Here is a 24,163-nt window from a genome sequence, read left to right as displayed (position 1 = left end):
TGCCGCCTTTCCGGTTTTTCATTCACACACAAGCCAAACAGCCCTCTGAAAAGAGATGGCTGTTGTATTCTATTCATTACAGGTCTTTTTCATGACTGCGGAAAAACCGGCAGATGGCTCTGTAAATACGCGCAGGGTTCTCAAGCAGGTGATACGTGATATCAGTCTTGCTTCCGGTCTTTTCCCGGGCTTCTTTATACGCGTTCGCATGCAGGGTGTACGGGTACGGCGCTCCGGTCGTTCTTTGCCATATATGTACCGGCGCCCGGGTGCGGCAGCCGGTAATGGTCTGATAGCTCAGTGAGCTTGCCTCTTTTTCAGAAACACCGAAGCTCTGTGCCGTTTCCCTCAGAAACTGCTTATAAAAGAACTTATTTTCTTTCTCTGATTCAAAATGGGCTTGAAGGTCAAGACAAGGATCTAACATTGCGGCTGAACGGATATGCTCCGCTGAAGACTGCAGCAATTGATCGGTGATAAGGGCGCCCATGCCTTCTGCGAGCAAGTGTATTTTCGGATTGAGGGTTTCTTGTTTCAGCACATAATGCATCAGCTGTCTGGCGTAAAGGACGGCTTTTTCCGAACCCCAATGCCGCCCGTATAAATTGCTGTTAAAAATGGTGTACCCTCTGTCAAGCAGCACATGTAACAGCTGGTTTCTCCCTTCATGTTCGAGCCAAAAGCTTGAGTCCCGGCTGACAAAGTGGGTTCTGTCCCCCAGAATAAAGATACAGAAGCCATTCGGCCGATACGGCAGATGGATGACGTTCAGCTCAGATCCGAATTGGAAAAATCTTTCCGTAATCCCCATGCCTGCCCGCCTCCTTTTACTCCTAATCTCTCTATTGGCTATCATATGTAAGAAGAATGAAAACGGATCGGATAAACTCCTATTTGCTGCTATGTTTTGGCTATTATCCCGAGCACAGGAACCGAATTTTCCGTCAGACGGCCGGACAGGCGGGCAAATGTCAGTTTCAGGCGCGCTTTTTGATGAGAAAATGACCTTCCGCCCGCGCTTTATGTATGGTATGATACAACGTAGAATAAAATGAAGGACGAGGTGGAAACGTGCGGTTTATTATCGGTTTTATTTGGACGTTCCTTTTAACACATATGGCCTGTTATTTGGTCGCCTCCATGAACAGCGCGGCGTACAATTTCAAGCAATCATCCGTTATTGCCGTGGTTATTGCGGTGCTAGTCTTTGTTCTTGCGGAGATCATGCCTGTCAAACAGGATGCAAACCAGCATTAAATAAAAAAACCTGCTATTCAGCAGGTTTTTTTGTGTTCACGGTTTTCGTTGATACGTCCACAATCTGTTGTGGTTTGAAGTTTCAGGGAACATTTCCCCCACCGTAAGCTTGATTTTTTGCGGATTTTTGACCATGCTTCCCGTTTCGCCGATTTCAACGTACACACCGTTATTCGGCGCTTTTTGTCCCGGGCGGAATTGATGCTGCTGTCCCACGTCATTTCCTCCTTTTTCTTTTTTATGTAGTATGCGCTTGTATGCGGAGAAATATCAAAAACCGCTGAATGAGATTCAGCGGTTTTTTTGTTCATCCTGTTTGTAAAGAAGAGCTTTCAGGAGCGCTTTTTGCGCGTGAAGCCGGTTTTCCGCCTGCTGAAATACCGCAGAGTTCGGACCGTCGATAATCTCGGACGTGACCTCTTCTTCCCGATGCGCGGGCAGGCAATGCAAAAATGTATAGTCGGGTTTTGCGAGACTGACGAGTGAGGCGTTGACTTGATACGAGGCAAACACATTCAGCCGCTGCTGCGTCTCTTCCTCCTGCCCCATGCTCGTGAAGACGTCGGAGTAAATCACATCTGCATCCCGCACCGCTTCCTGCGGATTTTCGGTAAGGGTGATTTTCGCTCCGGAAACAGCCGCCGCTTCTTTCGCGGCATTCACCGCCTCTTCCTCTACTTCATAGCCTTTCGGCGAAGCAATCGCAATGTCACAGCCCATTTTTGCGCAGCCGATCATAAGTGAATGCGCTACATTATTTCCGTCACCGATATAGGCGGCTTTTACTCCTTTTAATTTTCCTTTTATTTCTTGTATCGTTAACAGATCCGCGAGTGCCTGACACGGGTGATACCGGTCGGTCAGCCCGTTTATGACGGGAATGTCTGCATGCTCGGCAAGCTCTTCGACTTTTTCATGCTCAAAGGTGCGGATCATAATGGCATCAACGAAGCCGGACAGCACCTTCGCCGTATCCGCGACCGTCTCCCCCCGCCCAAGCTGCAGGTCGCTGCTTGAAAGAAATAGTCCCGTTCCCCCGAGCTGGGCCATTCCCGCTTCAAAAGACACACGTGTGCGGGTTGAAGATTTTTCAAAAATCATCGCCAATGTTTTCCTTTGGAAAATCGGCTGTATCGGATGTTGTTTTAATAATGAAGCTTCTGTCAGAAGCGCTTTGATGTCTGACGGGCTGACATCTTTTAAGGAAAGAAAATCTTTGCCGTACAAATGGGTTAATGTGTGTTCCGCTTTTATTGTGTGCATGATGCCACTTCCTTTTGATAAAGATCTTTGAGCGATACAGGCTGAGGTTTGCCGGAGCCGCTTGCTAAAAATGCCTTTACGGTTTCCGGTTCAGTAAAGACCGTCACACCGTGCGTCATGGCTTCAATCCGTTGTTTACGCGCTTCTTCAGAGTGATTGAAATTGATATGGACCGCTTTATCCTTTCGCTCTGCCCATGCCGGGAACGCATCTTTGCATACGGTAAATCCCGCCTCTTGAGCCTGACGTTCCAATTCCGCATCACAGCCTTCCAGATAGATGCTGCCTTTTTTCTCCCAGACGTGCGCGTAGATTTTTTTCAGGGCGCTTTCTGCGTCAAACGCGACACACATGCCTTCTCCGGTCGACTTCATTTCCGGCCCGGGCTTTACGTCCACATCCTGAATGGCGTGCGAAGAAAAAACCGGGAATTTCACTGCCGTTCCGTGCTGATTTTGAACCTCGGGCTTGATGTCTTTAAGGGAAGCGCCGGCCAGCAATCTGGCGGCAAGCGGGATCATCGGCACCCCCATCACCTTAGACACGACAGGAACCGTGCGGCTTGCCCGCGGATTCACTTCAAGAACGAGAATATCCCCTTTGTCATCAATGACAAACTGAATGTTCATGATGCCTTTAAAAGCCAGTTTTACCGCGATTTTTTCGGCGGCCTCTCTTATATTCCGCTGCATATCAGGTGTGACAGACGGACCCGGAAGAATCGCAAAACTGTCGCCCGAATGGACGCCGGCGCGTTCAATGTGCTCTGTGTAAGTCGGCACAAATACTTCATGTCCGTCGGAAATCAGATCGATCTCCAATTCTTTTCCTGTAATGTACTGATCGATCAAAATCGGATACGGCATGCCCGCTTCATTTTCCAGCAGTTCTGACATTTGCGCTTCTGAATCAACGATGATCATGCCCATCCCACCGATGACATAAGACGGACGGATCAGCACGGGGTAGCCGATTCGGCTTGCTTTTTCCGTTGCTTCTTCTTTTGAATAAGCGGTTTCGCCTTTGGCATGTTTCAGGTCAAGGTCATCAAGCAGCTGATAAAACAGATCCCGATCCTCCAGCGCATCAAGGGTTTCAAAGGATGTTCCGAGCAGCGGAATGCCCGCTTTTTCCAGCGGTTCAGCGGCATTGATCGCGGTCTGCCCCCCAAACTGGACGATGGCAAAATCAATGTTTTCATGTTCCGCCACATTCAAAATATGTTCTGTCGTCAGCGGTTCAAAATAAAGCCGGTCAGCGATTTCATAATCCGTGCTTACTGTTTCCGGATTGTTATTGATCATAATCGTTTCATACCCCAGCTTTTGCAGGGTCAGAACGCCGTGGACGGCACTGTAATCAAATTCCACTCCCTGACCGATGCGGATCGGGCCTGAGCCGATGATGAGGGCGCGTTTTTTCTCTTTTCGGCTGATATCTCCGTCGCTTTCCCCGAGGTAGGTGGAGTAGAAATAATTCGTCTTGGCATCAAATTCAGCGGCGCATGTATCTACGATTTTAAACGACGGGACGATGCCTGATTTCTTTCTGAGAGCACGGATGTCTTCTTCCGTTTTTCCCGTGAGAGATGCGATCATGACATCCGTGAAGCCTTTTACCTTCGCCTGCTTTAAAAGCGGCAGTGACAGATGATCCCCTTCTTCCATCAGCTTGTTTTCCAATGTGATGATATTTCGGAATACATGGAGAAAAAACGGGTCAATTTTCGTTTTGGCATGGATGTCTTCTATCGTTTCACCGCGGCTTAACAGCTCCATGACGACGAAAAATCTCCGGTCATCCGGCGTTACCGCTAATTCCCACAGCTGATTGATCGTACAGCCGCCGAGTTCAGGCAGGCGGGTGCCGATCGTTTTCAGCTCAAGGGAGGCCGCCGCTTTTTGAATGGCCGCTTCCATATTTCTTTCGATCGCCATGACCTCTCCCGTCGCTTTCATCTTCGTTCCGAGCGTGCGGTCGGCATGTTTAAATTTATCAAACGGCCAGCGCGGGAATTTGACGATGACATAATCAAGCGCCGGTTCAAAGCTTGCATAAGTAGAGCCCGTCAGCGGATTTTTCAGTTCATCAAGCGTATAGCCGACGGCAAGTTTCGCCGCCATTTTGGCAATCGGATAGCCGGTCGCTTTTGACGCGAGAGCTGAAGAGCGGCTGACACGCGGGTTCACTTCAATGACATAGTACTGTTTGCTGAACGGATCCAGCGCAAATTGAATGTTGCAGCCGCCGACCACATCCAGCGCCGAAATAATCGCCAGGCTTGCTGAACGCAGCATCTGATATTCTTCATCCGTTAACGTCTGGGACGGTGCGACGACAATGGAGTCCCCTGTATGCACGCCGACGGGATCGATGTTTTCCATATTGCAGACGGTGATGCATGTATGATTGCTGTCACGCATGACCTCATATTCGATTTCTTTAAATCCGGCGATGCTTTTTTCGACGAGGCATTGGCTGATCGGGCTTGCTAACAGCGCCTGTTTAATAAGCGTCTGAAACGCTTCTTTCGTTTTCGCGATTCCGCCTCCCTTTCCGCCTAACGTGTACGCCGGTCTCAGAATAACCGGAAATCCGATAGACTCAGCGAAGCGGAGGGCGTCTTCTTCGTTGTCGACGATTTCGCTTTCCGGAACGGGCTGGTCGAGCTCTTTCATCAGGGCGCGGAACTGCTCCCGGTCTTCGCCTTTTTGAATGGTTTCCACCGATGTTCCTAAGAGCTTGACGTGATGCTTCTTCAGCACGCCTGCTTCTTCAAGCTTAACGGCTAAATTCAATGCCGTCTGACCGCCCAAATTGGCAAGCAGACCGTCCGGTTTCTCTTTTTCAATAATGGCCTCGATGCTGTCGGTTGTGAGCGGTTCAAAATATATTTCATCGGCAAACGCCTCATCCGTCATAATCGTTGCCGGGTTGTTATTGACTAGAATAACGCGGTATCCTTCTTCTTTCAGAGCCATGCAGCCCTGCGTTCCTGAATAATCAAATTCTGCCGCCTGGCCGATGATGATCGGGCCGGAGCCGATGACTAATATGCTGGAAATGGTTGTATCTTTAGGCATGAGCGATTTCTCTCCTTGCTGGTATCACTTTCTCTAGAAATTCATCAAATATCCACTCGCTCTCAGCCGGTCCGGGATGAGCTTCAGGGTGGAACTGGACGCTTAATACGGGAAGGCGCTTATGAATGAGCCCTTCCACTGATGTATCATTGACATGATGAAATCTGATGGACAGCTCGTTTTCGTCAATTGATGCTTCATCGACGACATAGCTGTGGTTCTGGCTTGTCATAAACACCCGTTTCGTTTTCCGGTCAATGACGGGATGGTTGGCACCCCTGTGGCCGAACGGCAGCTTATACGTATTTCCTCCGAAAGCCAAGGCAATCAGCTGATGCCCGAGGCAAATGCCGAGTGCGGGGAAATCACTGAGTAAAGATGTAATCCGGTTCATGTACGGCGCAATCGCTTTCGGGTCGCCCGGGCCGTTTGAGAGCACGATTCCGTCAGGCTGAATGTCATAAACAGCGTTCATCTGCTGATACGGAATGACCGTTACTTTACAGCCGCGCTTTACCAGTGACGAGGCGATTGATTTTTTATAACCGAAATCAATGAGCGCAATATGCCGGTCTCCGTTCCCCATTGACGTGATGTCTTCAGACTGCGCCAGCTCCGCCGGGTTTTCTGTTCCGGATGCTGTGGGAATTTCTCCTGTTGTTGACACGGCAGCGTTCATCGTGCCGCCGGAGCGGATGGTTTTGACGACGGCCCGTGTGTCCACTTCGGTTAAGAGCGGGATGTTCCATTTATTTAAATACTCTCTCAAGCTTGAGACTGCTTCATGGTGAGAAAAATGTTCACACGCTTCATAGACGGCAACAGCCTTGACTTGAGGAATCTTACTTTCAAGGTCTTTTTCATTAATTCCGTAGTTTCCGATCAGCGGATACGTAAAGACGATGATCTGACCCTTATATGACGGGTCTGTAAGCACTTCCTGATAGCCCGTCATTCCGGTGAAAAAAACAGCTTCGCCAATGCAGCATGCCTCTTTTTCAAGTTCACCGCCAAATGATGTTCCGTCTTCCAATACTAAATAGCCTTTCATCTAAAGCCCACCTCTTGATGAATAATTAATTAAAAATATGAATTTTTATACTTTTATATCGAAAAAAAATTACCGTTTCACTGCCGAATGCGCTTCGATCGCTGCCTTAAGCATACTGACGGCCGACAGCATTTCTTCTTCAGAAACCGTAAGCGGCGGGAGCAGCCTGATGACATTCGGTCCGGCCGGAAGCACGAGAAGCCCGCGTTCTTGCAGATCTCCGATGATGCCGGACACTGGACCTGCGCATTCAATGCCGATTAATAACCCTTTTCCGCGGATTTCTTTTACAAAAGGCCCTGTCAGTTCACGGTTCAGCTGCGCTTTTAAAAATGATCCTTTGTCTGCCGCCGCCTGGAGAAAGTCAGGCTGAAACACAATATCCAAGGTTGCTTTCACAGCTGCCATGGCAAGCTTATTGCCGCCGAAAGTCGTACCATGCGTACCCGGCGTAAAGGCGTCTCCAAGCTTCTGTTTGCCGATCACGGCTCCGACGGGAAAACCGTTTCCAAGCCCTTTCGCAACAGTGATGATGTCCGGAGAGATGCCGAAATGCTCATAGCCGAATGCCTTGCCCGTCCGGCCGATTCCGGTTTGAATCTCGTCTGCGATAAGCAGCGCCTGTTTGTCTTTGCAAAATGTCTGTAAGGCTTCGATGAATTCCGGATCGGCGGGATTGACTCCCCCTTCTCCCTGCACCGTCTCAAGCATGACGGCGGCGATATCATCCTCTTTTGAAAGCGTGCTGAATGCCGACGGATCATTGAACGGAAGATAGTGAAAGCCTTGAAGCATCGGTCCGAAACCGGTCTTGATTTTGTCTTGTCCGGTGGCGGCCATCCCCGCATAGGTCCGTCCGTGAAAGGATTGATGGAACGTTACGATTTTTGTCTTTCCCGTTGCTTTACGGGCAAGCTTAATGGCGCCTTCATTCGCTTCGGCCCCGCTGTTGCAGAAGAAAACGAGATCCCCCGCGCTATGTTCGGCAAGCTTTGCCGCGGCTTTTTCCTGAAGATCATTTTCAAACAGATTGGAAACGTGCCATACGCTGTCAAGCTGTTCTTTCACCGCTTCTGTGACCTCATCATGACAATGGCCGAGATTGGAAACGGCGATGCCCTGAATAAAATCGAGATACGTTTTTCCGTTTTCATCCTCTGCAATTGTCCCTTTCGCTTTTTTGATATCGATGGGCCAGCGGCTGTAGGTTTGAAATAGACTGCTCATGACACGCTCTCCTTTTCTTTGACAATTTTTGTTCCTTGGAAGGCTTGATCGGTAAAAAACGCTCCTTTTCCGTTTACGATCATCACTTCCTCGACATCTTCACTCAGTGCCGATAATGCCGAGTTTACCTTCGGAATCATCCCTCCTGAAATCACGCCTTCATCTATGAGGGCGTGAGTCTCTTGCGGCGTCAAAGTATCCAGCCTGCTCTCTCCGTCCATAATTCCTTCGACATCCGTGACAAATAAAAGTTTGTCGGCGTGTAAGGCTGAAGCGACGGCCGATGCCGCGGCGTCTGCGTTGACGTTCAGCGTTTCGAAATCACTTGTCATGGAAAGCGGAGCGATAACGGGAATGATGCCTTCTTTCATTAATGCGTGAATGATTGACGGATCGGTTTTTTGTATTTCGCCGACTTCTCCGTATTTGTCTTGATTAAGATAGGATGCTTGAAGGAGACCGCCGTCCTTTCCTGATATTCCCGCGGCTTTCAGCCCGTTTTTCGCGAGTTCGGTTACGAAAAATTTATTGATCGTCCCTGACAAGACCATTTCCGCTGTTTCCAGCACCGGTTTGGTCGTTTTCCGCTGTCCATCGACAAATTCCGTTTCAATCTGCAATGTTTTCAGCATTCTTGAAATGTCCGGCCCGCCTCCATGGACGACGGCAATGTTCCAGCCGGATTGCATAAGCTCTTTTACATTTTGAAAAAAATCGGCGGATAACTCGCGGATTACGCTTCCGCCGCACTTAAAAACGATCGTTTTCTTCATGCCGCTCCCCTTTGTTATGTGCGATAGCTCGCATTGATTTTAATATAATCATAGGTTAAGTCACAGCCCCATGCCCGGCCGCTGCCGGAGCCTTCCTGCAGGCGGACTGCAATCGTAATTTCATCACCTGATAAGTACTCCTTGGCATCAGTTTCCGAAAACGGCTGAGGTTCGTTGTGTTTAAACAGACACTGGCCGCCGAGGAAAACTTCCACTTGTTCGGCTGTTACGCTTGCCGCACTGTGCCCGATTGCGCCGATGATGCGCCCCCAGTTGGCGTCTGTGCCGTAAACGGCGGTCTTCACAAGGCTTGAACCGACGATTTTTTTAGCAATAATATTCGCCTCAAGGTTGTTTTTCGCGCCTTCGACTCTGGCTTCAATTAATTTCGTCGCTCCTTCACCGTCTCTGGCTATATCTTTGGCAAGGTCTTCGCATACAAGCTTTAATCCCTTTTTAAAAGCCGGCCAGTCAGGGTGCTGCTCCGTCAGGCAATCATTCCCCGCGCAGCCGTTTGCCATCACAAGCACCATGTCATTCGTCGATGTTTCTCCGTCAACGGTGATTTGGTTAAATGAAACATCCGTAATCTCTCTGAGCGCGTTTTTGAGCGCCTGTTCTTCCACGGCCGCGTCCGTTGTGACAAAGCCGAGCATTGTCGCCATGTTGGGGTGGATCATGCCGGAGCCTTTCGCCGCTCCGCCGATCGTGATGATGTCTCCGCCGATCACCAGTTCATAACACGTCTGTTTCGTCACTGTATCCGTCGTCAAAATGGCTTCTTCAAATGCTCCGGATACGGACGGCGCTTGACCGAGCTGTTCAATGCCCGCTTGAATTTTTTTCATGTCTAAAAGCTCGCCGATCACCCCGGTTGACGAAACCGCAACAAGCTCCGGCTCAATGCCGAGCTGGCTCGCGAAGCCGTCCCGCATTTCATAGGCGTCCTTTAATCCTTGGTCTCCCGTACAGGCGTTGGCAATCGCGCTGTTGACGATAACCGCCTGAAGCACACCCTCTTTTTTCAGGCTGGCTTGCGTCACTTTCAGCGGCGCTGCCTGAAAATGGCTCTGCGTATATACCGCTGCACTGACTGCAGGCGCTTCGCTGATAATCGCTCCGAGATCTTTTTTTGAATAGCGCAGACCGCAATGCACGCCCTTTGCCTCAAACCCTTTCGGCGAGGATACGCCGCCTTTTATTTTCGTGATTTCCTCACTCAGCTGAATCATATTTTTGAATCCCTCTTTCGTTCTATGGATAGACTGGCGTCATCGTAAGTCCCGTTTCTTCCTGCCAGCCATTCATGATATTTAAATTTTGAACCGCCTGCCCTGCGGCGCCTTTCATCAGATTATCTATGACAGAAACGATGGTGGCACGGTTTGTTCTTTCATCCACGGTGACACTGATATCACAAAAATTGCTGCCGTATACCTCTTTCGTCGCCGGAAATTCACCTTCCGGCCTGATTCTGACAAAATATGAATCTTTGTAGAATTCGGAATACAATTCTCTTACCTGTGCAGCAGACATTCCCGGAGGGGCGTCGGTATACATCGTCGCCATAATGCCCCTTGTCATCGGCGCCAAATGAGCGGAAAACGTGATCGGGCCTGTGCCGGGCTGCCAAGCCGCTAATTGCTGTTCAATTTCTGGAGTATGCTGATGCTCATTAACCTTATAAATTTTGAAATTATCATTCAGCTCAGAATAATGAGTGCCCATGGATGCTTTTCGGCCGGCGCCGGATATGCCCGTTTTCGCATCAACAATCAGAAATGAATCTTGTAAAAGCTTATTCTTCGCCAGCGGGGCGAGCCCGAGCAGCACAGCCGTCGGAAAACATCCCGGATTGGCAATCAGCTTTGCAGTCTGAATCTCTTCTTTTTGCAGTTCAGCTAAACCGTAAACCGCGCTTTGAATCGTTCCTTTCGGAGCGGCCTTCCGCTTATACCACTTTTCATACACGGCCGGGTTTTGAATCCGCAGATCGCCGGATAGATCAATGACCGGAATGCCCGCCTCCGCCAGCTTGGGCGACCACTCTCCGGAAACGCCGGGCGGCGCGGCTATGAACATGACATCAATTTCGTTTCGGATCGTTTCTATATGAAGCGGCTGAAGTGATTGTGACGCTATATTCCTCAAATGCGGATATGAAGCGGCATATTCTTTCCCTTCGTCGCTCGATGAATATAATATACAATCTTCTGCATAAGGGTGATGGTTAAGAATCCTGACAAGTTCGGCGCCTCCATAACCAGTCGCGCCTATAATACCTATTTTCAACGGGTTCACCTTCTTGGTTTTTGTGAAATTATTTAACATTATAACATGAATAAAAATTAATTCAATTGTATATTTAATATTTTTTCATTCATTTTCCATCTGTTTTCGCTGACAAAAAACCCCCTCTCGATCGAGGGGGGCATAAGAAAAACAGGCTGATCGGATCAGCCTGTTTTTTTCAGCATCATCAGCCCGCTTATAAAAAACAGCACGGAGCTGGCGTAAAAAATAATATAAACCGTAAAGAAATCAGCGAGAAACCCGCCGAGAATAATGGCGGCAGCTGAAAATACAGCCGTCCAGAAATGATAGCTGCCGACTTTTTTCCCCCGCTCCCCGCCGTCGGTGTAATCGGCGATCATGATTTTCTCGCCGTGTTTTTGCATCGCGCCGAACAGGCCCAGAAGCACCTGCACAACATAAACCTGGTGCACGCTGGTAATGTGCGGGAGCGTCAGAAGAAGCACCGCCATCCCCCACGAATTTGCCATAAGGAACCAGCGGGGAATCCAGTCTTGCCGACAGCCGGCCGAGCAGCGGATGAATCAATGCGCCGCTCAGGCCGAACAAGCCGTATGAGAGACCGAATTGCGTGTAGCTGGAACCGATGTTTTTAATAAATAAAATATAAAACGGAAAGATCAGGCTGCCGGCAAAAAAGACACTGCTCTGAGACAGGATCAGCCATTTTAAATGGTTGTGTTTCATGATTTGTACCTCTGATAAAAATAATTCATAAACAAGTCATCCGGATCATATTTGTGTTTTTTCTGAAAGAACATATCGCTTTTCGGATATGCCTCGCGCATCTGCTCTTTCGTTTGATACAGCATAAACGGGAGATAATAACTGCCGCGGTGGCGCAATGCCGTATCCGTCATTTTTCTGACAATCCGCGCAGCACTCGCCTGGCTGTCTGTTGAAAACCCTTCATTGATTAAAAGAACGAGTGAAAACATGTCTTCCTTTGCGTATGACAGATCGGCTTTTTCATTTTTTTGCACGTAGCGGATCGTAATATTTACGAGATTGAGATCTTCATGTGACAGCGTCTTGCGTAAATCATGAATGTACGGCGCAAATTCGCCGACGGGCACGAAGTATTCTTGTAGCACGTCGGTGTTGTCCGTGTTTTCATATTCCAAAAATTTCGATTCTGACCGCATGACATTGTTCCTGGAGACTTTCACGCCGTTTTGGCTGAGAAAATAAGACTGCTGGGTTGACCAGAACCAATTTCTTCCCCAGTCATACCGGCGGGAGAGGCCGAGCGCGAATTTCGTCAGCGCCGGATGCTCATCTTCTTTCAGTTCATTGTGCCGCTTTAATTCTTTCTGGTTGTCTGAGAGTGTGTAATCAGTCACATACATATCGTGCAAAAAGCCTTTATCCCCTGTTGCGATCCGCGCGAGATGCATGCGCACGGCGGGGTTACGCTGAACATGCTGCGTAAAATATTGACTGTATGTATCAGCGTTCATGCGTTTCGTTTTCATTTCATAAAGCTCATCATCCGTCAGCTCAATATCCGCGTCCAGGATGACGCCGAACAGGCCGTAGCCGCCGATGACGGCTGAAAACAGGTCATCTTTCGGAGTAACGGTGATGACTTTGCCGTCCGCCTTTAAAAGATGAAACGATTTGACCGTATCAATCAGCGAACCGTACCGGATATCCCGGCCGTGGGCGTTGGCGCTCAGTGAGCCGCCGATCGTAAAAATGTTTTGCGATTGCATGACTTTTACCGCGAGCCCGTACGGATTGACATAGCGCTGAATATCATTCCACGTCGCTCCCGCCTGCACTCTGATGATTTTTTTCTTTCGGTCGAGACCGAGTATTTTGTTGTAGCCCGTCATGTCGAGAACGATACCGTCTTCATAATACGTCTGGCCGCCCATTGAGTGCTGGGCGCCTGCGATTGAGATCTTAAGATGCTTTCTCTTTGCTTCCTTAATGGTTTCGACCAATGTTTCTTTCTCTTTTCCTTTGACCGTCTGCTTAATTTTCACGGGCATGAGGCGGCTGACATCCGTCATTGTCCCTGCCTGCTGCACCGGCTCTTTGTGAAAAGCGGAAACAGCGAACAGCGCCGTATAAACAAGAATGCTAAGGATAATGAGAAGTAATTTTTTCTTCATGGATTCCTCCCTCGCATGCAGCCGGTCTATTATATCATGCCTCACGTCCGTTTTTTTCCTTTTTAACCCGATACTGCAAAAAACCCCGAATGGTGGGAAACTCGGGTTTTTTAGTGACTTGCCCTTCTTTCCGCACGCCGGTCTGCAGCGACAAAGCAGACAGAACGGCGCCCGACAGAATCATGTTTAGTACAGCTCGAAACGGTGAGCCGGAAAACACCGGGCATAAAAATCCACAGAAATCCTTAAAATGATTTTTTAGTCAGTATATAATCGATATATATGCAGATGTATTACCAAAGGGATTGTTTAAAACAAACATGTTAAACGAGGTGGGGAAAATAAACATAAAAGGAATCAATCATCTTCTTTTTTCTGTTTCAAATTTGGAAAAATCTAAAGAATTTTATGAAAAAGTATTTCATGCACAGCTCCTGGTTAAAGGACAAAAGACAGCATATTTTGATCTGAACGGGCTTTGGCTTGCGCTTAACTTAGAGGCGGATATACCAAGAAATGAAATACATAAATCTTATACGCATATGGCCTTTACAATTGACCCAAAAGATTTTGATGCAATACATCAAAGGCTAAAAAATCTAAATGTAAGTATATTAAATGGGCGTCCTAGGGATAAGCAAGATCAAAAGTCAATTTATTTTACTGATCCCGATGGACATAAATTTGAATTCCACACAGGTACACTCCAAGACAGACTGTCCTATTACAAAAAAGATAAACCTCATATGAAATTTTATATTTAAAGGTTTGTTTGCGATCCAAAACAAACCCTCACTGTCGCTTATTCGCGTTGATTTTTTCCTTGTAAATGCAGACAAAAGAAAAGCACCTCCAAACTTTAGGATGTACCTAAAATCCGAGGTGCATTTTCTTATTACTGAATCCCTAATGCGATTTTTGCGTAGCGTGACATTTTGTCTCTTGTCCAAGGCGGATTCCAGACGATGTGGACCTCCGTCTCTTTTACATCCGGAATGTCGGCGAGCGCTTTTTTCACCTCGTCGACGATGATCGGAGCGAGCGGGCACCCCATTGATGTCAGTGTCATCGTAACATGCGTCAGGCCGTCGTCATCCATATCAACGTCGTATACAAGGCCGAGATTGACGATATCGACGCCGAGCTCAGGGTCAACAACCTGCTCCAAGGCGCCCATGATGTTTTCTTTTAATGCTTCTTCCACGTTCCATCACTCCTTTTTCCTCAGTATAACGTAAAAGCGGGTTTTGTTAACACCTTTGTGCTTTATAAATGCTTATCGAACCAGGCGACGGTTTCTAAAACGGCGTATCTCGGGACTTTATGGTCAGCCCGTTCGTCTTTCAGAAACTGAAGATGGTCAGGCCGGCTGCTGTAATGAGGTTTAATCGTTTCATAAAAACCGCGGGTCGGTGCATACGGAACGACTTTGTCTTGAACGCCGTGCCAGAACAGCAGCGGGCGGCTGCGGAGTTTTTCCGGTTCCAGACTGAGATCGAACGGTTTGAGCCGTGCAAACAGTTCATCGACCTGTTCTTTTGTGACGTCAATGTCGATGTCCTGCTTTTGAATGTGGTCAATCTGCTGCTGAAAAAATGCCGTATAGTTCGGGCTTCCCATCAGACTGACGCCGGCTTTGACCCAATCATACGCGGCCATCGCGCCGAATGTCGTAATTCCGCCCATTGACGTGCCCGCAAGACCGATCCGCCCGTCTTCAATCAGACCGCGCGCTTCAAAATCCTTTTTCAGCACGTCAAGCTCCTCGATTTCATTTAATACAATGTCCCAAAAATGGACGGCGAGCTCTTCTGCTGACAGCTGTTCAGCGCGTTCACCGTGGTAAAGAGCTTCCGGCAGCACCGCCCTGAAGCCCTTTTCAGCAAGCAGGTAAGCGAAATGAAGATTATGCTCCTTCGCGCTTGTAAAACCGTGAATAAAGAAAACAAGGGGAGCGGGACGGTCCCGATTTTCTTCTTTTACAATATGTAAAAACGGAATGCCTGATACGGTTTGATGATCAATAAGAATCACGTTGACTCCCTCCTTAGGATAACCATAATCATAAGTGTAACATGTAGACAATAAAGATGGTAAAAAGCTACACTGTACATAAGTGAAAAACAGCAAATTATATGACAAAAGGAGTTATTTATGGAGACAAAACCTTATCTCATCGCCTTAGATCTGGATGGAACTTTATTAAAAGACGATAAAACCATTTCCCCTGAAACGGCACGGACGATTCAGAAGCTGAAAGAAGCGGGCCATCATGTCTGCATCTCAACCGGGCGCCCGTTCCGTTCCAGTTCGATGTATTATGACGAGCTTGGGCTGACAACGCCGATTGTCAATTTTAACGGGGCATTTGTCCACCACCCGAAAGACGAATCATGGGGACGCTACCACACGTCTTTATCGGTCGATGTGGTCAGACAGCTTGCCGAACTTACAGAGACCTATCAAATACATAATGTGCTCGCTGAGGTCATTGATGATGTGTACTTCCATTATCATGATGAGCATTTAATTGAGGCGTTTCATATGAATACGGCGAATGTCACATTCGGCGATCTGCGTGAAACGGTCAAGGAGGATGTAACGTCCGTATTGATTCATGCAAAGGAAGAGGACGTCGCGGATATACGCGCGCATTTATCCGATGTGCACGCCGAGGTCATTGACCACAGAAGATGGGCGGCTCCGTGGCATGTGATTGAAATCATTAAACACGGGATGAATAAAGCGGTCGGCCTGAAGAAAATCAGCGACTATTACCAAGTGCCGAGAGAACGGATCATCGCGTTCGGCGACGAAGACAACGATCTTGAAATGCTCCGGTTTGCCGGGTGCGGCGTAGCGATGGGAAACGGCACGGATGAAGTCAAACAGGCCGCCGACCGCGTCACGGGATCAAATGAAGCGGACGGAATCGCCGAATTTTTAAAATCCTATTTCTCCCTGTGAGGTTTTGCCGCTCATAACACAAAGCCTTCCGCCCATACTAAAACAGACGACTCATCTCGTCTAAATATGGAAGGGGGACATTGCAATGGGTAAACGAAACAAATCAAAACGGTTTATTCAGCAAGGCAAGGACTCTGTCAGTCTTCATGACGCAAGATTTCCATATCGGTCTACATTAGAGGAAGCACAGCATGATGCAGCAAAAGATTCGGCTGAAAGGCAGGTTGACTTTTAATGAGAAACGAACTGTTTTCTCAAGCCAAGTCATTTGTCCAGCAGGCCGTCATGATTGCTAACGGTTTCGAGGACGGCGATCAGGAAAAAGCTGTCTCACGCGCCAAAAACGCCGTGTCTTCCGCGTACGCCAATTCGACGGATGCAGAACGTCAGCAGCTGCACCAATTTCAGGATCAGCTGGAGAAATTGCAATAAAAAAAGGCGCCCCGTTTAGACGAGGGCGCCGCTTTTTTATTTCACTTCAAATGTTTTTACCGTTTTCAGTCTTTTTCCGATCTGATCGGACTTCCCTAAAAACGTCACCGTCACCGTGTATGTTCCCGGACCGGGCACGTTCTTCCACACATCTGAAAAGTCATACGTTTCATTCGGCATTAAGGTCACAGTCTGAAACGCCTGAGTAAACATTTTGTCTTTTGAATAGCGGTACAGTTCTTTGTGATGTTGGTCATGTACGGTCAATTCGAATTTCTGCCCTGAGCTGAATGTGAAATCGATCGGGCTGCCGCTCTTATTTTTTAAAGACATTTGAAATTCGATCTGCTGATCCGTCTGCACAGGGTTTACGGCTAATTCCGCTTGCTGTTCATTCATCTCTCCGGATACCTCCTCAGCGGGCTCCTTCTGCCCGGATTGACTGCTGCATCCGATCAGTAAAATGACCGGTAATAACAGGCCAAACAGCCACTTCATTCTATCCGCTCCTATCAGTCTTTTCTGAAGAAACCAAAGATCCCCGTCGTTTGCACGATGTTTGTGAAGGCTTTCGGGTCGACTTCTTTCACGATTTTCTCAAGGTCATACAATTCGTACCGCGTGATGACGATGATCATCATTTCTTTCTGTTCGTTTGTGTAAGCGCCTTTTGCCGGCACCGTCGTAATGCCGCGGACCATTTTCCCGTAAATCGCTTCTTTGATTTCATCGGCTTTTTTTGTAACGATCATGGCGGTCAGTTTCATGTGGCGGGTGTGAATGGCGTCAATCACCCTTGTTGTGACATACAGAGCGACAAGGGTATATAATGCTTTCTCCCATCCTTGCAATAATCCTGCCGTCAAAATGATAATCCCGTTCAAAATGAAGAAATATGTGCCGACCGGCTTATCCTTCCATTTGGCCAGCACCATCGACACGATATCAAGGCCGCCTGTCGAAGCGCCGAATTTCAGCGTTAAACCGATGCCGATAGCTGAGATGACTCCTCCGAATACGGTATTCAGAAGAATATCGTGTGACAGTCTCATTTCAGGGAGAATTCCCATAAAGACGGACGTCATCGCTACGCTTAATATGCTGTATACGGTGAATGATCTGCCGACTTTCAGCCACCCTAACACACCGATGGGAATATTTAAGAGGAACATGAGAACTCCTGTCGAAATATAAAAGGGGGCGTATTGATCAACGACGCTTGACAGCAGCTGGGCGACACCGGTAAAACCGCTGGCATATACATTCGCCGGTATCAGGAATAAATTCAGTCCCGCCGCATACAGAAACGCGCCGATGACGACGATTGCTAATTTTTTTGCTTGTTCTAGTACCATGGCTTGCTCCTCCGCTCATTTTCATTATTAGCTTTTCCCTTAAAATAAAGTTTTGAACACTATTTTGCCACATTTATATGATATAGTTGGCATCACTCTCACCATTCGGAAAGAAGGGAAGTATGATGACAGTTCACCTTATTGCTGACAGCGCCTCTGATCTGCCGAAATCTTATATTGAAGAAAATCGGATCGGGTTCATTCCGCTGCACGTAACACTTGACGGAAACGAATATGAGGACGCGGTCACCATTCAGGCGGATCATATATTTCAAGCGATGCGGGACGGGAAAGTTCCGAAAACATCACAGGCATCACCGGATACGATAAAAAAAGTATTTTTACAATACGCGGAACTGGGAGAACCGGCGATATACATCGCCTTTTCCTCAGGTCTTTCCGGCACCTATCAGACGGCCGTAATGATCGCCAATGAAGTAAAAGAGGAATTTCCCGATTTTGATTTACGGATTGTAGATTCCAAATGCGCTTCATTGGGCTGCGGACTCGCAGTGATGCACGCGCAAACACTCTGTGTTAACGGGAATACAATACAAGAAATCGAAACGTCTGTAAAGAGCTTTTGCGCACGGATGAAACATATATTTACGGTCGATGATGTCGCTTATCTCGCGCGGGGCGGCAGAATTTCAAAAACGTCCGCTTTTGTCGGGGGGCTTTTGAACATTAAACCGATTCTGCATGTGGATGACGGCAGGCTCGTGCCGCTCGAAAAATTACGCGGACAAAAGAAACTGTTTAAACGGATTATAGACATGATGAAGGAAGAAGGCGGCGATTGGGCGGATCAAACCGTGGGGATCAGCTATGCAGATAACGAGGAGACGGCGCTTCGGATGAAGGAAATGATTGAAGAAGCGTTCCATCCGAAAGAGATCATTCTTCATTCAATCGGCTCTGCGATCGGCGCGCACTCCGGGCCGGGCACGCTCGCGATTTTTTTCCTGAAGCCATAATTTCAATGCGGGCGGGCATCCTAACGGACAGAAGGGAGGCTTTGCCGCATGAAAGATGATGACAAAAAACCGTTGGACAATAACGCCGTAAATCAGAAAAAGAACCGGCTTGCCGAAAAAAACCGGCAGGCGGGAAAAAACCAGAATTCCAAAAAACCGGACCATCTGTAAAAGCAAAACAGCCCTCTTGTGTATGAAGATAGAGGGCTGTTTTTTGTTCTATATGCGTCTAACATCACTTATCACGAATCCGCTTTCAGGCAATGCCGGCATTCTGGACAGGCTGAAGCTCAAATCTTGGGACGGAACATCGTACTCTATTTCATTGGCAAGAAACGCAAGTGAAGTTTTCATGACTTCCACGGTCATTCCCTCACCCGGACAGCGGTGGCCGTTAGCCGGATCACCTCCGCCCTGGGGAATGAAATCAAATTTATTTTCCTCCCGCCCCTGAAAACGTTCCGGGCGAAATTCATTGGGATTCTCCCAAAGCCGGGAATCATGGTTTGTCCCATATAGGTCAAGCATGACGGATGCACCCTTTTTAAATTCACAGTTCTTCCATACGAAATCTTTTTTCACAACGGCTCCTAAAAACGGGGCAAACGGGTAATACCGCCGAACTTCATGTGCAAATCTTTCAGCCTCCTGATCATCTCTCGATCTCAGTTTGCCCCGATATTCAGGGTAATCATGCAATGCAAGAGCTGAAAACGTAATGAAGTAAGAAATGGCGGCAATCGGGCGCAGAACATTAATAAGCTCAACAGCAGCCATGTGAGAATCAAGTCTGTTCCCGTCAAGTTCTGTATGAAAAGCCATTTCATACAAGGCTGAGCCCTCCGGTGTTTGCAGCTTGCCGGACCGCACATCCTCAATGACCTCCTCTATCCATTTCTCCGTTTTCAGCCTCGCCCTTCTGCCTTTCCAATGACGCGGTCCGACAGCGCCGAATGCGTCTACCATATCGGTGAAATCCTCCGCCCGCTCTTTCACTTCTGAGTCTTTCAGCGGGACGCCGGCCCACTCACAGGCAGCCCGGCACAGCACTTTCTTCGCTTCATCAAAAAGGACAATTCGGTTTGAACCCTCCCACTTTTCCGCAGATGCTTTCCACTGTTTTGCCACCGCTTCCGCAAGCCGTTTTTGCCGGGGCGGCGTCAACAGCGACATAAATAGAAGCTTCCTGTGCTTATGCCGTTCACCGTCCATTGACTGGATTGCACCTGTTCCGAATAACGTTTTCTGCACCCGTTTGGGGAGGGCATGCTCCCGCTGAAATCGTTCTGTGTCATAAAAAAGCTTTGCGGCTTCCGCTCCGCTCATACAAATGAATGTCTTTCCTAATAAACGGGCGCGAAACACATCCGAGCGATAATTCTCCGCTCTGTTTTTCACAAATACATATCCATCGCGTAATAAAGCCAGACTATTATCAAGACCCTTATCATGCGGAATTTGTTCATTCATCCCGATTCCTCCCTTCTTTTTTCACCTTTCACGAAAAAAAATAAATATAAACACAAGTATATTCAGTATTTGTGTTTCATTCAGAAGTTACTCATGTCAGGCTGCAAAAATCAGGGGGCGGGGCATAAGCCCGTTACAAAGTAAACCGGCGGACCTGATCGTTTAACCGCTCTGTCAGGCTCACCAGATTATTGACGCTTTCCGCCATTTTATGAAAAGAAGACAGCTGCTCAAGCGCGGAGGCAGAAATCTCTTCGCTTCCCGCAGCCGTTTCCTGAACGACGGCGCTGATGCTTTCGGCATGATGCAGCACTTGCTCACCAAGCTGTTTCGATTCGATGATCCGTCCGTCCAATTGAGTAAGCTCCGCTTTAATATGGGCGGCTTTTTGTTCAATATGGACGAATGATTCTGACGTTTTCTCCATCAGCTCCTGCTGTCTGTCCGCTAAAGCGACGCCGGTCGTGACAGCTCCGGTAATAGATGTGATGCCGTCTTCAATTTGCTTTACCATATCGAAAATCTGCGCGGTCGCTTTGGCTGATCCGTCTGCGAGCTTCCGTATCTCCTCGGCAACGACGGCAAATCCTTTTCCGGCCTCGCCTGCTCTGGCCGCCTCGATTGCGGCGTTTAATGACAGCAGATTGGTCTGGCCCGCAATGTCAGAAACGGTCTGCGCCATCATACTGATGCCTGCCGCATGCTCTATGAAGAGATCGGCGGCTTCGGAAATCTCTTTTGATGTCTCATTGCTTTTATCAATGGCTTGCTTGGTCTCGGCTAAAGCACCGCGCCCCGCAGCCACCGCCGCAATCGTCTCTTCGCTGCTTCTCGTCGTTTGTTTTGAACGTTCGGCGTTCGCCTTTGAATGTTCATCCATTTGTTCAATGAATTGCACCGCATGCTGCAGATCTTCTGAAATGGTTTGGGAGCCTTGCGCCATTTCTTCCGTCGACACGGACACCTGCTCGGTCATGTCCTTCAGCGTCTGGTTTTCCTTCGTCAAACCTTCCGCGAAAGTCTCGACTTCACGGCCGACCTCTCCGATCGCCTGAATTAAGGTGCGGAGCTGTTCAGCCATCATTCCGAATGAGTCATTCAGCTCTTTCAGTTCGTCCTTCCCTTTATAATCAAGCATTTCAACAGCAAGGTTTCCTCCTGCAATACGACGGGCATTTTCAGCCATGCGGCGGATCGGCCCTGCAATTCTCTTCGTCAGCCTGATGGAAGATATGACGGTGACGGCAAGTATCACGATGGTCAGCACGGCTGCGCTGTAAACGATAAACTGAATCTGGTCAGCCGTCTGCTTCTGCATGTCTTCATAGTGATCCCGGCTTTTCAGATTCAGCATATAAATATCATTCAGAAGACCGTTGATGCGGGCCGCCGTCCTTGTCGCTTCAGCCGGGCTTTTCGAATCAAGAGCAGCGTCCGCCTCCGCCTGCCATGATTTGTATTTTTTGGCGAGTTTGTCATAAGCGGCTTTGTCTGCACCGTCCGTCATCGTTTTTTTGAGCGCCGCCAGTTTGTCCGAGCTGCTTTTCATATAGCTTCGCACATCTTCTTTCTGGGCGTCTGCGAGCGTATTGGAATAGCCGGTGATGCTTTCTTTTAACGTATTAAGGTCAGCTTTTGCTTCCTGGACGTTTAACAGCGCGTCCACTTCATCTTCATTTGAAGCCTGAATCTTCATCATGTTTACGATGGTAAAGCCGATGACGGCGGCGAAGCAAATCATCGTAACGGCTGCGTTAACGAGCAGCCTTGTCCGTAATGTCACTTCAGATCGCCTCCTTTTTCAATCAGACTGTTTTTCATATCCGTGATCTTTTTCGTCAGCCCGCCCGCGTTTTTGACAACTCTGATCTTGGCTAAGTCCATGCCGTTTTCCTTCAGTCCGTAAACGATCTCACCGCTTTTGATCTCCTTGTTGTCTTTTAAATCTTTCGCCAATTCATAGATGACATGGTCGACGTTTTTCACTAAAGAAGAGATAACGGCGTGCTCGGCGGTGTAATATTGATCGCTGTCAACACCGATGGCGTATACTTTTTGCGCCTCCGCTTCTTTCAGTGCGCCGACACCCGTGAAGCCGGCCGCCGTAAACAGGACATCGGCTTTTTTTCGGATCATGTTTTGGGCGATGCGCTTCCCGAGCTTATCATCGTCAAACGTACCGCTGATGTCCGACAGCACGCGGATTTTCGGTTTGACTGATTCCGCGCCTTTCAGATAGCCTTTCTTAAACCGTTTAATGACGTCGGCATCTGAACCGCCGATAAATCCGATCGTGCCGGTTTTGCTCGTCATAGCCGCCAGCGCTCCGGCTAAGCAGCTTCCTTCATCTTCTTTAAACGTGACGGAGGTGACATTATCCAGGTCTGATACGGAATCAATCAGCACAAACCGCTGCTTCGGATATTTTTTGGCGACCTTTTCTAAATCCGCCTGCATGCTGTAACCGAGCCCCACCACAAGATCATTGCCTTCCCGGACAAGCTGGGTCAGTCCTTTTTCGTATGTACCGGTGTCTTTTATTTCCCGATAATCAAATGTGATGCCGAGCTCGTCTCTTGCTTTCATCAAACCTTGAAAGCCTGAATCATTAAATGATTGGTCGCCGAGGCCGTTGTCTGTCAGCATGATACCGATTGTTTTCGTTTTTTCGGCCGCTGTTTCCTCAGATTTGCCGGCACATCCCGCCGTGCTGAGCGCAATCAGCAGTACAGCCGCAAATATCGCCATTTTTCTCATTGAAACTCTCCTTTTATTTTTTTCTATAGTTATATATCGGTTCGGATGTCAGAATATTTTATTTCAATAAAATATGTATGTTCGGCATGGTGTTAAACAAATGAGGGTCATAGGAGCTTTTGAGAAAATAAAAAACATCGGTTTTGGTTCACCGATGTTTTTGCAGAAAATTTATTGTTTTTCGTATGTCCAGCCGTCTTCCTGATAGACCTTGCCGTTTTTCATCAGATGCCCGAGCGCCCGCTTAAAGGCGGCTTTGCTTAAATGAAACCGTTCGCGGATATCGTCAGGATGGCTTTTGTCTCCGTAAGGCATCGCGCCGTTTCTTGATCTCAGATAGGTCAGAATTTCTTCCGCGTCAACCGAAAGCGCATCCTGCTTTCTCGGCAGCAGGGACATGTTGACGGAGCCGTCTTCCTTCACCTCGATGACACGCCCTGTCACGCGGCTGCCGAGTCTCGGCTCTTCTTTTCTTTCTGAAGGGTGAATAAACGCGCGGATGCCTTCATCGGTAATCAGAAAAGAGCCTGATGCAATCAGTCTGTACACCGTACCCGTCAGGTCTTTATTCATGATGTCTTCCTCTGCATCCGTAAATAATTCACTGATGATATCCTCGGGCGCCGGCTTGGCAAACATGCGCCCGCGGCTTGTCACCTTCAGCATGCAATACAGTCTGTCTCCTTTTTGCGGCCAGACGGATTTGTACGGAGGCAGGTGCTCCGTTGCGACGAGCGCGTCTTTTGACAGACCGACGTCGACGAATACGCCCATATCTTCCACAGCGTCCGTCACTTCCACCCATCCGTAGTCATAAAAGCTGATGAGCGGCTTTTTCATCGTCGCCGCGAGTCTTTCCTGATGATCGACGTAAATAAATACGTCCACTTCATCTCTGTCTTCGATATCCTCTGTGATTTCACTGTTATGTAAAAGAACCGTATCCTCGCCGTCGGTTAAAAAATAACCGAAATCGGTTTGGTGATCTATACTAAGCGTGAGCTGCTGCCCTGGTCTCATGTTATCGTCCTTCCTGATTCGCCCGTATGAGGCTGATGTTTTTCTCATTTTTTCCAATATGCATAAATTCATGCTTTATGCTGTTGGACATTTCTCTT

Annotated in this window: 25 protein-coding genes and 1 pseudogene; 7 read left to right on the top strand and 19 right to left on the bottom strand. The window is 48.2% G+C overall.

The genetic code is table 11. The features are described 5' to 3' along the window. Positions 1-76: 76 nt before the first annotated feature. Complete coding sequence (locus NYE62_RS05640) at positions 77-811, bottom strand: hypothetical protein (RefSeq protein ID WP_342497288.1); 735 nt, start codon at positions 809-811, stop codon at positions 77-79. Between the two features lie 260 nt (positions 812-1,071). Between NYE62_RS05640 and NYE62_RS05635 the strand changes: the two genes are divergently transcribed. Then, complete coding sequence (locus NYE62_RS05635; RefSeq protein WP_003155069.1) at positions 1,072-1,257, top strand: YjzD family protein; 186 nt, start codon at positions 1,072-1,074, stop codon at positions 1,255-1,257. 36 nt (positions 1,258-1,293) lie between these two features. Here the strand turns inward: NYE62_RS05635 and NYE62_RS05630 are convergent, their stop codons facing one another. The 10 genes and pseudogenes from NYE62_RS05630 to NYE62_RS05585 all read right to left on the bottom strand — a co-directional run bounded on the left by NYE62_RS05630 (position 1,294) and on the right by NYE62_RS05585 (position 13,087). After that, entirely contained in the window at positions 1,294-1,473 is a 180-nt protein-coding gene (locus tag NYE62_RS05630; protein ID WP_003155070.1) for a YjzC family protein, read from the bottom strand. Positions 1,474-1,548: 75 nt separating this feature from the next. Next, positions 1,549-2,520 carry an ornithine carbamoyltransferase gene (gene argF / locus NYE62_RS05625; protein WP_342497287.1) on the bottom strand — a complete coding sequence of 324 codons (972 nt, stop codon included), beginning with the start codon at positions 2,518-2,520 and terminating at the stop codon, positions 1,549-1,551. After that, positions 2,508-5,603 (bottom strand): carbamoyl phosphate synthase large subunit, encoded by a 3,096-nt coding sequence (locus NYE62_RS05620; RefSeq protein WP_256683765.1) that lies wholly within the window; start codon positions 5,601-5,603, stop codon positions 2,508-2,510. Before NYE62_RS05620 ends, argF begins: the two co-directional genes overlap by 13 nt. Continuing rightward, the gene (locus NYE62_RS05615; RefSeq protein ID WP_342497286.1) at positions 5,596-6,654 is read right to left on the bottom strand and encodes a carbamoyl phosphate synthase small subunit; all 1,059 of its coding nucleotides are present in this window, start codon (positions 6,652-6,654) and stop codon (positions 5,596-5,598) included. Before NYE62_RS05615 ends, NYE62_RS05620 begins: the two co-directional genes overlap by 8 nt. A 69-nt stretch (positions 6,655-6,723) precedes the next feature. Beyond that, complete coding sequence (locus NYE62_RS05610) at positions 6,724-7,881, bottom strand: acetylornithine transaminase (protein ID WP_342497285.1); 1,158 nt, start codon at positions 7,879-7,881, stop codon at positions 6,724-6,726. Then, a complete protein-coding gene (gene argB / locus NYE62_RS05605) occupies positions 7,878-8,654 on the bottom strand; it encodes an acetylglutamate kinase (RefSeq protein ID WP_251257077.1) in 777 nt (258 codons plus the stop codon). Before argB ends, NYE62_RS05610 begins: the two co-directional genes overlap by 4 nt. Positions 8,655-8,668: 14 nt before the next feature. Next, positions 8,669-9,886, bottom strand: a complete 1,218-nt coding sequence (gene argJ, locus NYE62_RS05600) for a bifunctional ornithine acetyltransferase/N-acetylglutamate synthase (RefSeq protein ID WP_007409135.1) — start codon at positions 9,884-9,886, stop codon at positions 8,669-8,671. A gap of 22 nt (positions 9,887-9,908) precedes the next feature. Continuing rightward, on the bottom strand, positions 9,909-10,946 hold the full coding sequence (gene argC, locus NYE62_RS05595; RefSeq protein WP_061861343.1) for an N-acetyl-gamma-glutamyl-phosphate reductase: 1,038 nt from the start codon (positions 10,944-10,946) through the stop codon (positions 9,909-9,911). Between the two features lie 164 nt (positions 10,947-11,110). Beyond that, a pseudogene (locus NYE62_RS05590) lies at positions 11,111-11,654 on the bottom strand (MFS transporter). After that, positions 11,651-13,087, bottom strand: a complete 1,437-nt coding sequence (locus tag NYE62_RS05585; protein ID WP_342497284.1) for an FAD-binding oxidoreductase — start codon at positions 13,085-13,087, stop codon at positions 11,651-11,653. The pseudogene NYE62_RS05590 and the gene NYE62_RS05585 overlap by 4 nt, the downstream one beginning before the upstream one ends. A gap of 320 nt (positions 13,088-13,407) precedes the next feature. On the opposite strand from NYE62_RS05585, the gene fosB reads away from it, so the two are divergent. Further along, positions 13,408-13,851, top strand: coding sequence for a metallothiol transferase FosB (fosB, locus tag NYE62_RS05580; RefSeq protein ID WP_342497283.1), 444 nt, complete (start codon positions 13,408-13,410; stop codon positions 13,849-13,851). 131 nt (positions 13,852-13,982) lie between these two features. Here fosB and NYE62_RS05575 read toward each other — a convergent pair whose 3' ends face one another. Together NYE62_RS05575 and NYE62_RS05570 are read right to left on the bottom strand one after the other, a co-directional pair. Continuing rightward, complete coding sequence (locus tag NYE62_RS05575) at positions 13,983-14,291, bottom strand: metal-sulfur cluster assembly factor (protein WP_003155088.1); 309 nt, start codon at positions 14,289-14,291, stop codon at positions 13,983-13,985. Positions 14,292-14,353: 62 nt separating this feature from the next. Beyond that, on the bottom strand, positions 14,354-15,121 hold the full coding sequence (locus NYE62_RS05570; protein ID WP_007409140.1) for a prolyl oligopeptidase family serine peptidase: 768 nt from the start codon (positions 15,119-15,121) through the stop codon (positions 14,354-14,356). 120 nt (positions 15,122-15,241) lie between these two features. Between NYE62_RS05570 and NYE62_RS05565 the strand changes: the two genes are divergently transcribed. The 3 genes from NYE62_RS05565 to NYE62_RS05555 all read left to right on the top strand — a co-directional run bounded on the left by NYE62_RS05565 (position 15,242) and on the right by NYE62_RS05555 (position 16,486). Continuing rightward, positions 15,242-16,054: a Cof-type HAD-IIB family hydrolase gene (locus tag NYE62_RS05565; RefSeq protein WP_007409141.1), complete on the top strand. Its 813-nt coding sequence runs from the start codon at positions 15,242-15,244 to the stop codon at positions 16,052-16,054. Positions 16,055-16,139: 85 nt separating this feature from the next. Continuing rightward, entirely contained in the window at positions 16,140-16,289 is a 150-nt protein-coding gene (locus NYE62_RS05560) for a hypothetical protein (RefSeq protein ID WP_003155094.1), read from the top strand. After that, complete coding sequence (locus NYE62_RS05555; RefSeq protein ID WP_003155097.1) at positions 16,289-16,486, top strand: DUF3813 domain-containing protein; 198 nt, start codon at positions 16,289-16,291, stop codon at positions 16,484-16,486. Before NYE62_RS05560 ends, NYE62_RS05555 begins: the two co-directional genes overlap by 1 nt. A gap of 36 nt (positions 16,487-16,522) precedes the next feature. On the opposite strand, the gene NYE62_RS05550 is transcribed toward NYE62_RS05555, so the two are convergent. Both NYE62_RS05550 and NYE62_RS05545 read right to left on the bottom strand, forming a co-directional pair. Then, positions 16,523-16,984, bottom strand: coding sequence for a BsuPI-related putative proteinase inhibitor (locus NYE62_RS05550; RefSeq protein ID WP_007409142.1), 462 nt, complete (start codon positions 16,982-16,984; stop codon positions 16,523-16,525). A 14-nt stretch (positions 16,985-16,998) separates the two neighbouring features. Then, positions 16,999-17,841 carry a YitT family protein gene (locus NYE62_RS05545; RefSeq protein WP_007610547.1) on the bottom strand — a complete coding sequence of 281 codons (843 nt, stop codon included), beginning with the start codon at positions 17,839-17,841 and terminating at the stop codon, positions 16,999-17,001. Between the two features lie 125 nt (positions 17,842-17,966). Between NYE62_RS05545 and NYE62_RS05540 the strand changes: the two genes are divergently transcribed. Both NYE62_RS05540 and NYE62_RS05535 read left to right on the top strand, forming a co-directional pair. Continuing rightward, positions 17,967-18,818 (top strand): DegV family protein, encoded by an 852-nt coding sequence (locus NYE62_RS05540; RefSeq protein ID WP_015417195.1) that lies wholly within the window; start codon positions 17,967-17,969, stop codon positions 18,816-18,818. 48 nt (positions 18,819-18,866) lie between these two features. Then, on the top strand, positions 18,867-18,989 hold the full coding sequence (locus NYE62_RS05535) for a hypothetical protein (RefSeq protein WP_003155105.1): 123 nt from the start codon (positions 18,867-18,869) through the stop codon (positions 18,987-18,989). 48 nt (positions 18,990-19,037) lie between these two features. On the opposite strand, the gene NYE62_RS05530 is transcribed toward NYE62_RS05535, so the two are convergent. The 4 genes from NYE62_RS05530 to NYE62_RS05515 form a co-directional block, all read right to left on the bottom strand. After that, positions 19,038-20,288 carry a cytochrome P450 gene (locus tag NYE62_RS05530; RefSeq protein WP_040238286.1) on the bottom strand — a complete coding sequence of 417 codons (1,251 nt, stop codon included), beginning with the start codon at positions 20,286-20,288 and terminating at the stop codon, positions 19,038-19,040. A gap of 133 nt (positions 20,289-20,421) precedes the next feature. Next, positions 20,422-22,071 carry a methyl-accepting chemotaxis protein gene (locus NYE62_RS05525; RefSeq protein ID WP_040238288.1) on the bottom strand — a complete coding sequence of 550 codons (1,650 nt, stop codon included), beginning with the start codon at positions 22,069-22,071 and terminating at the stop codon, positions 20,422-20,424. After that, positions 22,068-23,045 carry a BMP family ABC transporter substrate-binding protein gene (locus NYE62_RS05520; protein ID WP_040238291.1) on the bottom strand — a complete coding sequence of 326 codons (978 nt, stop codon included), beginning with the start codon at positions 23,043-23,045 and terminating at the stop codon, positions 22,068-22,070. The genes NYE62_RS05525 and NYE62_RS05520 overlap by 4 nt, the downstream gene beginning before the upstream one ends. Before the next feature lie 171 nt (positions 23,046-23,216). Beyond that, positions 23,217-24,113: a S1 RNA-binding domain-containing protein gene (locus tag NYE62_RS05515; protein ID WP_172798710.1), complete on the bottom strand. Its 897-nt coding sequence runs from the start codon at positions 24,111-24,113 to the stop codon at positions 23,217-23,219. Between the last annotated feature and the right edge of the window lie 50 nt (positions 24,114-24,163).

This window comes from Bacillus sp. FSL K6-2861, assembly GCF_038630725.1.
GTDB classification, from domain to species: Bacteria; Bacillota; Bacilli; order Bacillales; family Bacillaceae; genus Bacillus; species Bacillus velezensis.
Note: the sequence above shows the minus strand (reverse complement) of the source record. Positions and strands in the feature narration are given on the sequence as shown.

Excerpts from the sequence above, each read along its gene's own strand:
- argJ (WP_007409135.1), bottom strand. The coding sequence starts at position 9,886 with ATGATTCAGCTGAGTGAGGAAATCACGAAAATAAAAGGCGGCGTATCC.
- NYE62_RS05535 (WP_003155105.1), top strand. The coding sequence starts at position 18,867 with ATGAAAGATGATGACAAAAAACCGTTGGACAATAACGCCGTAAATCAG.
- fosB (WP_342497283.1), top strand. The coding sequence starts at position 13,408 with ATGTTAAACGAGGTGGGGAAAATAAACATAAAAGGAATCAATCATCTT.
- argB (WP_251257077.1), bottom strand. The coding sequence starts at position 8,654 with ATGAAGAAAACGATCGTTTTTAAGTGCGGCGGAAGCGTAATCCGCGAG.
- NYE62_RS05530 (WP_040238286.1), bottom strand. The coding sequence starts at position 20,288 with ATGAATGAACAAATTCCGCATGATAAGGGTCTTGATAATAGTCTGGCT.
- NYE62_RS05520 (WP_040238291.1), bottom strand. The coding sequence starts at position 23,045 with ATGAGAAAAATGGCGATATTTGCGGCTGTACTGCTGATTGCGCTCAGC.
- NYE62_RS05550 (WP_007409142.1), bottom strand. The coding sequence starts at position 16,984 with ATGAAGTGGCTGTTTGGCCTGTTATTACCGGTCATTTTACTGATCGGA.
- NYE62_RS05560 (WP_003155094.1), top strand. The coding sequence starts at position 16,140 with ATGGGTAAACGAAACAAATCAAAACGGTTTATTCAGCAAGGCAAGGAC.
- NYE62_RS05540 (WP_015417195.1), top strand. The coding sequence starts at position 17,967 with ATGACAGTTCACCTTATTGCTGACAGCGCCTCTGATCTGCCGAAATCT.
- NYE62_RS05610 (WP_342497285.1), bottom strand. The coding sequence starts at position 7,881 with ATGAGCAGTCTATTTCAAACCTACAGCCGCTGGCCCATCGATATCAAA.
- argF (WP_342497287.1), bottom strand. The coding sequence starts at position 2,520 with ATGCACACAATAAAAGCGGAACACACATTAACCCATTTGTACGGCAAA.
- NYE62_RS05555 (WP_003155097.1), top strand. The coding sequence starts at position 16,289 with ATGAGAAACGAACTGTTTTCTCAAGCCAAGTCATTTGTCCAGCAGGCC.
- NYE62_RS05615 (WP_342497286.1), bottom strand. The coding sequence starts at position 6,654 with ATGAAAGGCTATTTAGTATTGGAAGACGGAACATCATTTGGCGGTGAA.
- NYE62_RS05515 (WP_172798710.1), bottom strand. The coding sequence starts at position 24,113 with ATGAGAAAAACATCAGCCTCATACGGGCGAATCAGGAAGGACGATAAC.
- NYE62_RS05620 (WP_256683765.1), bottom strand. The coding sequence starts at position 5,603 with ATGCCTAAAGATACAACCATTTCCAGCATATTAGTCATCGGCTCCGGC.
- NYE62_RS05640 (WP_342497288.1), bottom strand. The coding sequence starts at position 811 with ATGGGGATTACGGAAAGATTTTTCCAATTCGGATCTGAGCTGAACGTC.
- NYE62_RS05565 (WP_007409141.1), top strand. The coding sequence starts at position 15,242 with ATGGAGACAAAACCTTATCTCATCGCCTTAGATCTGGATGGAACTTTA.
- NYE62_RS05545 (WP_007610547.1), bottom strand. The coding sequence starts at position 17,841 with ATGGTACTAGAACAAGCAAAAAAATTAGCAATCGTCGTCATCGGCGCG.
- NYE62_RS05585 (WP_342497284.1), bottom strand. The coding sequence starts at position 13,087 with ATGAAGAAAAAATTACTTCTCATTATCCTTAGCATTCTTGTTTATACG.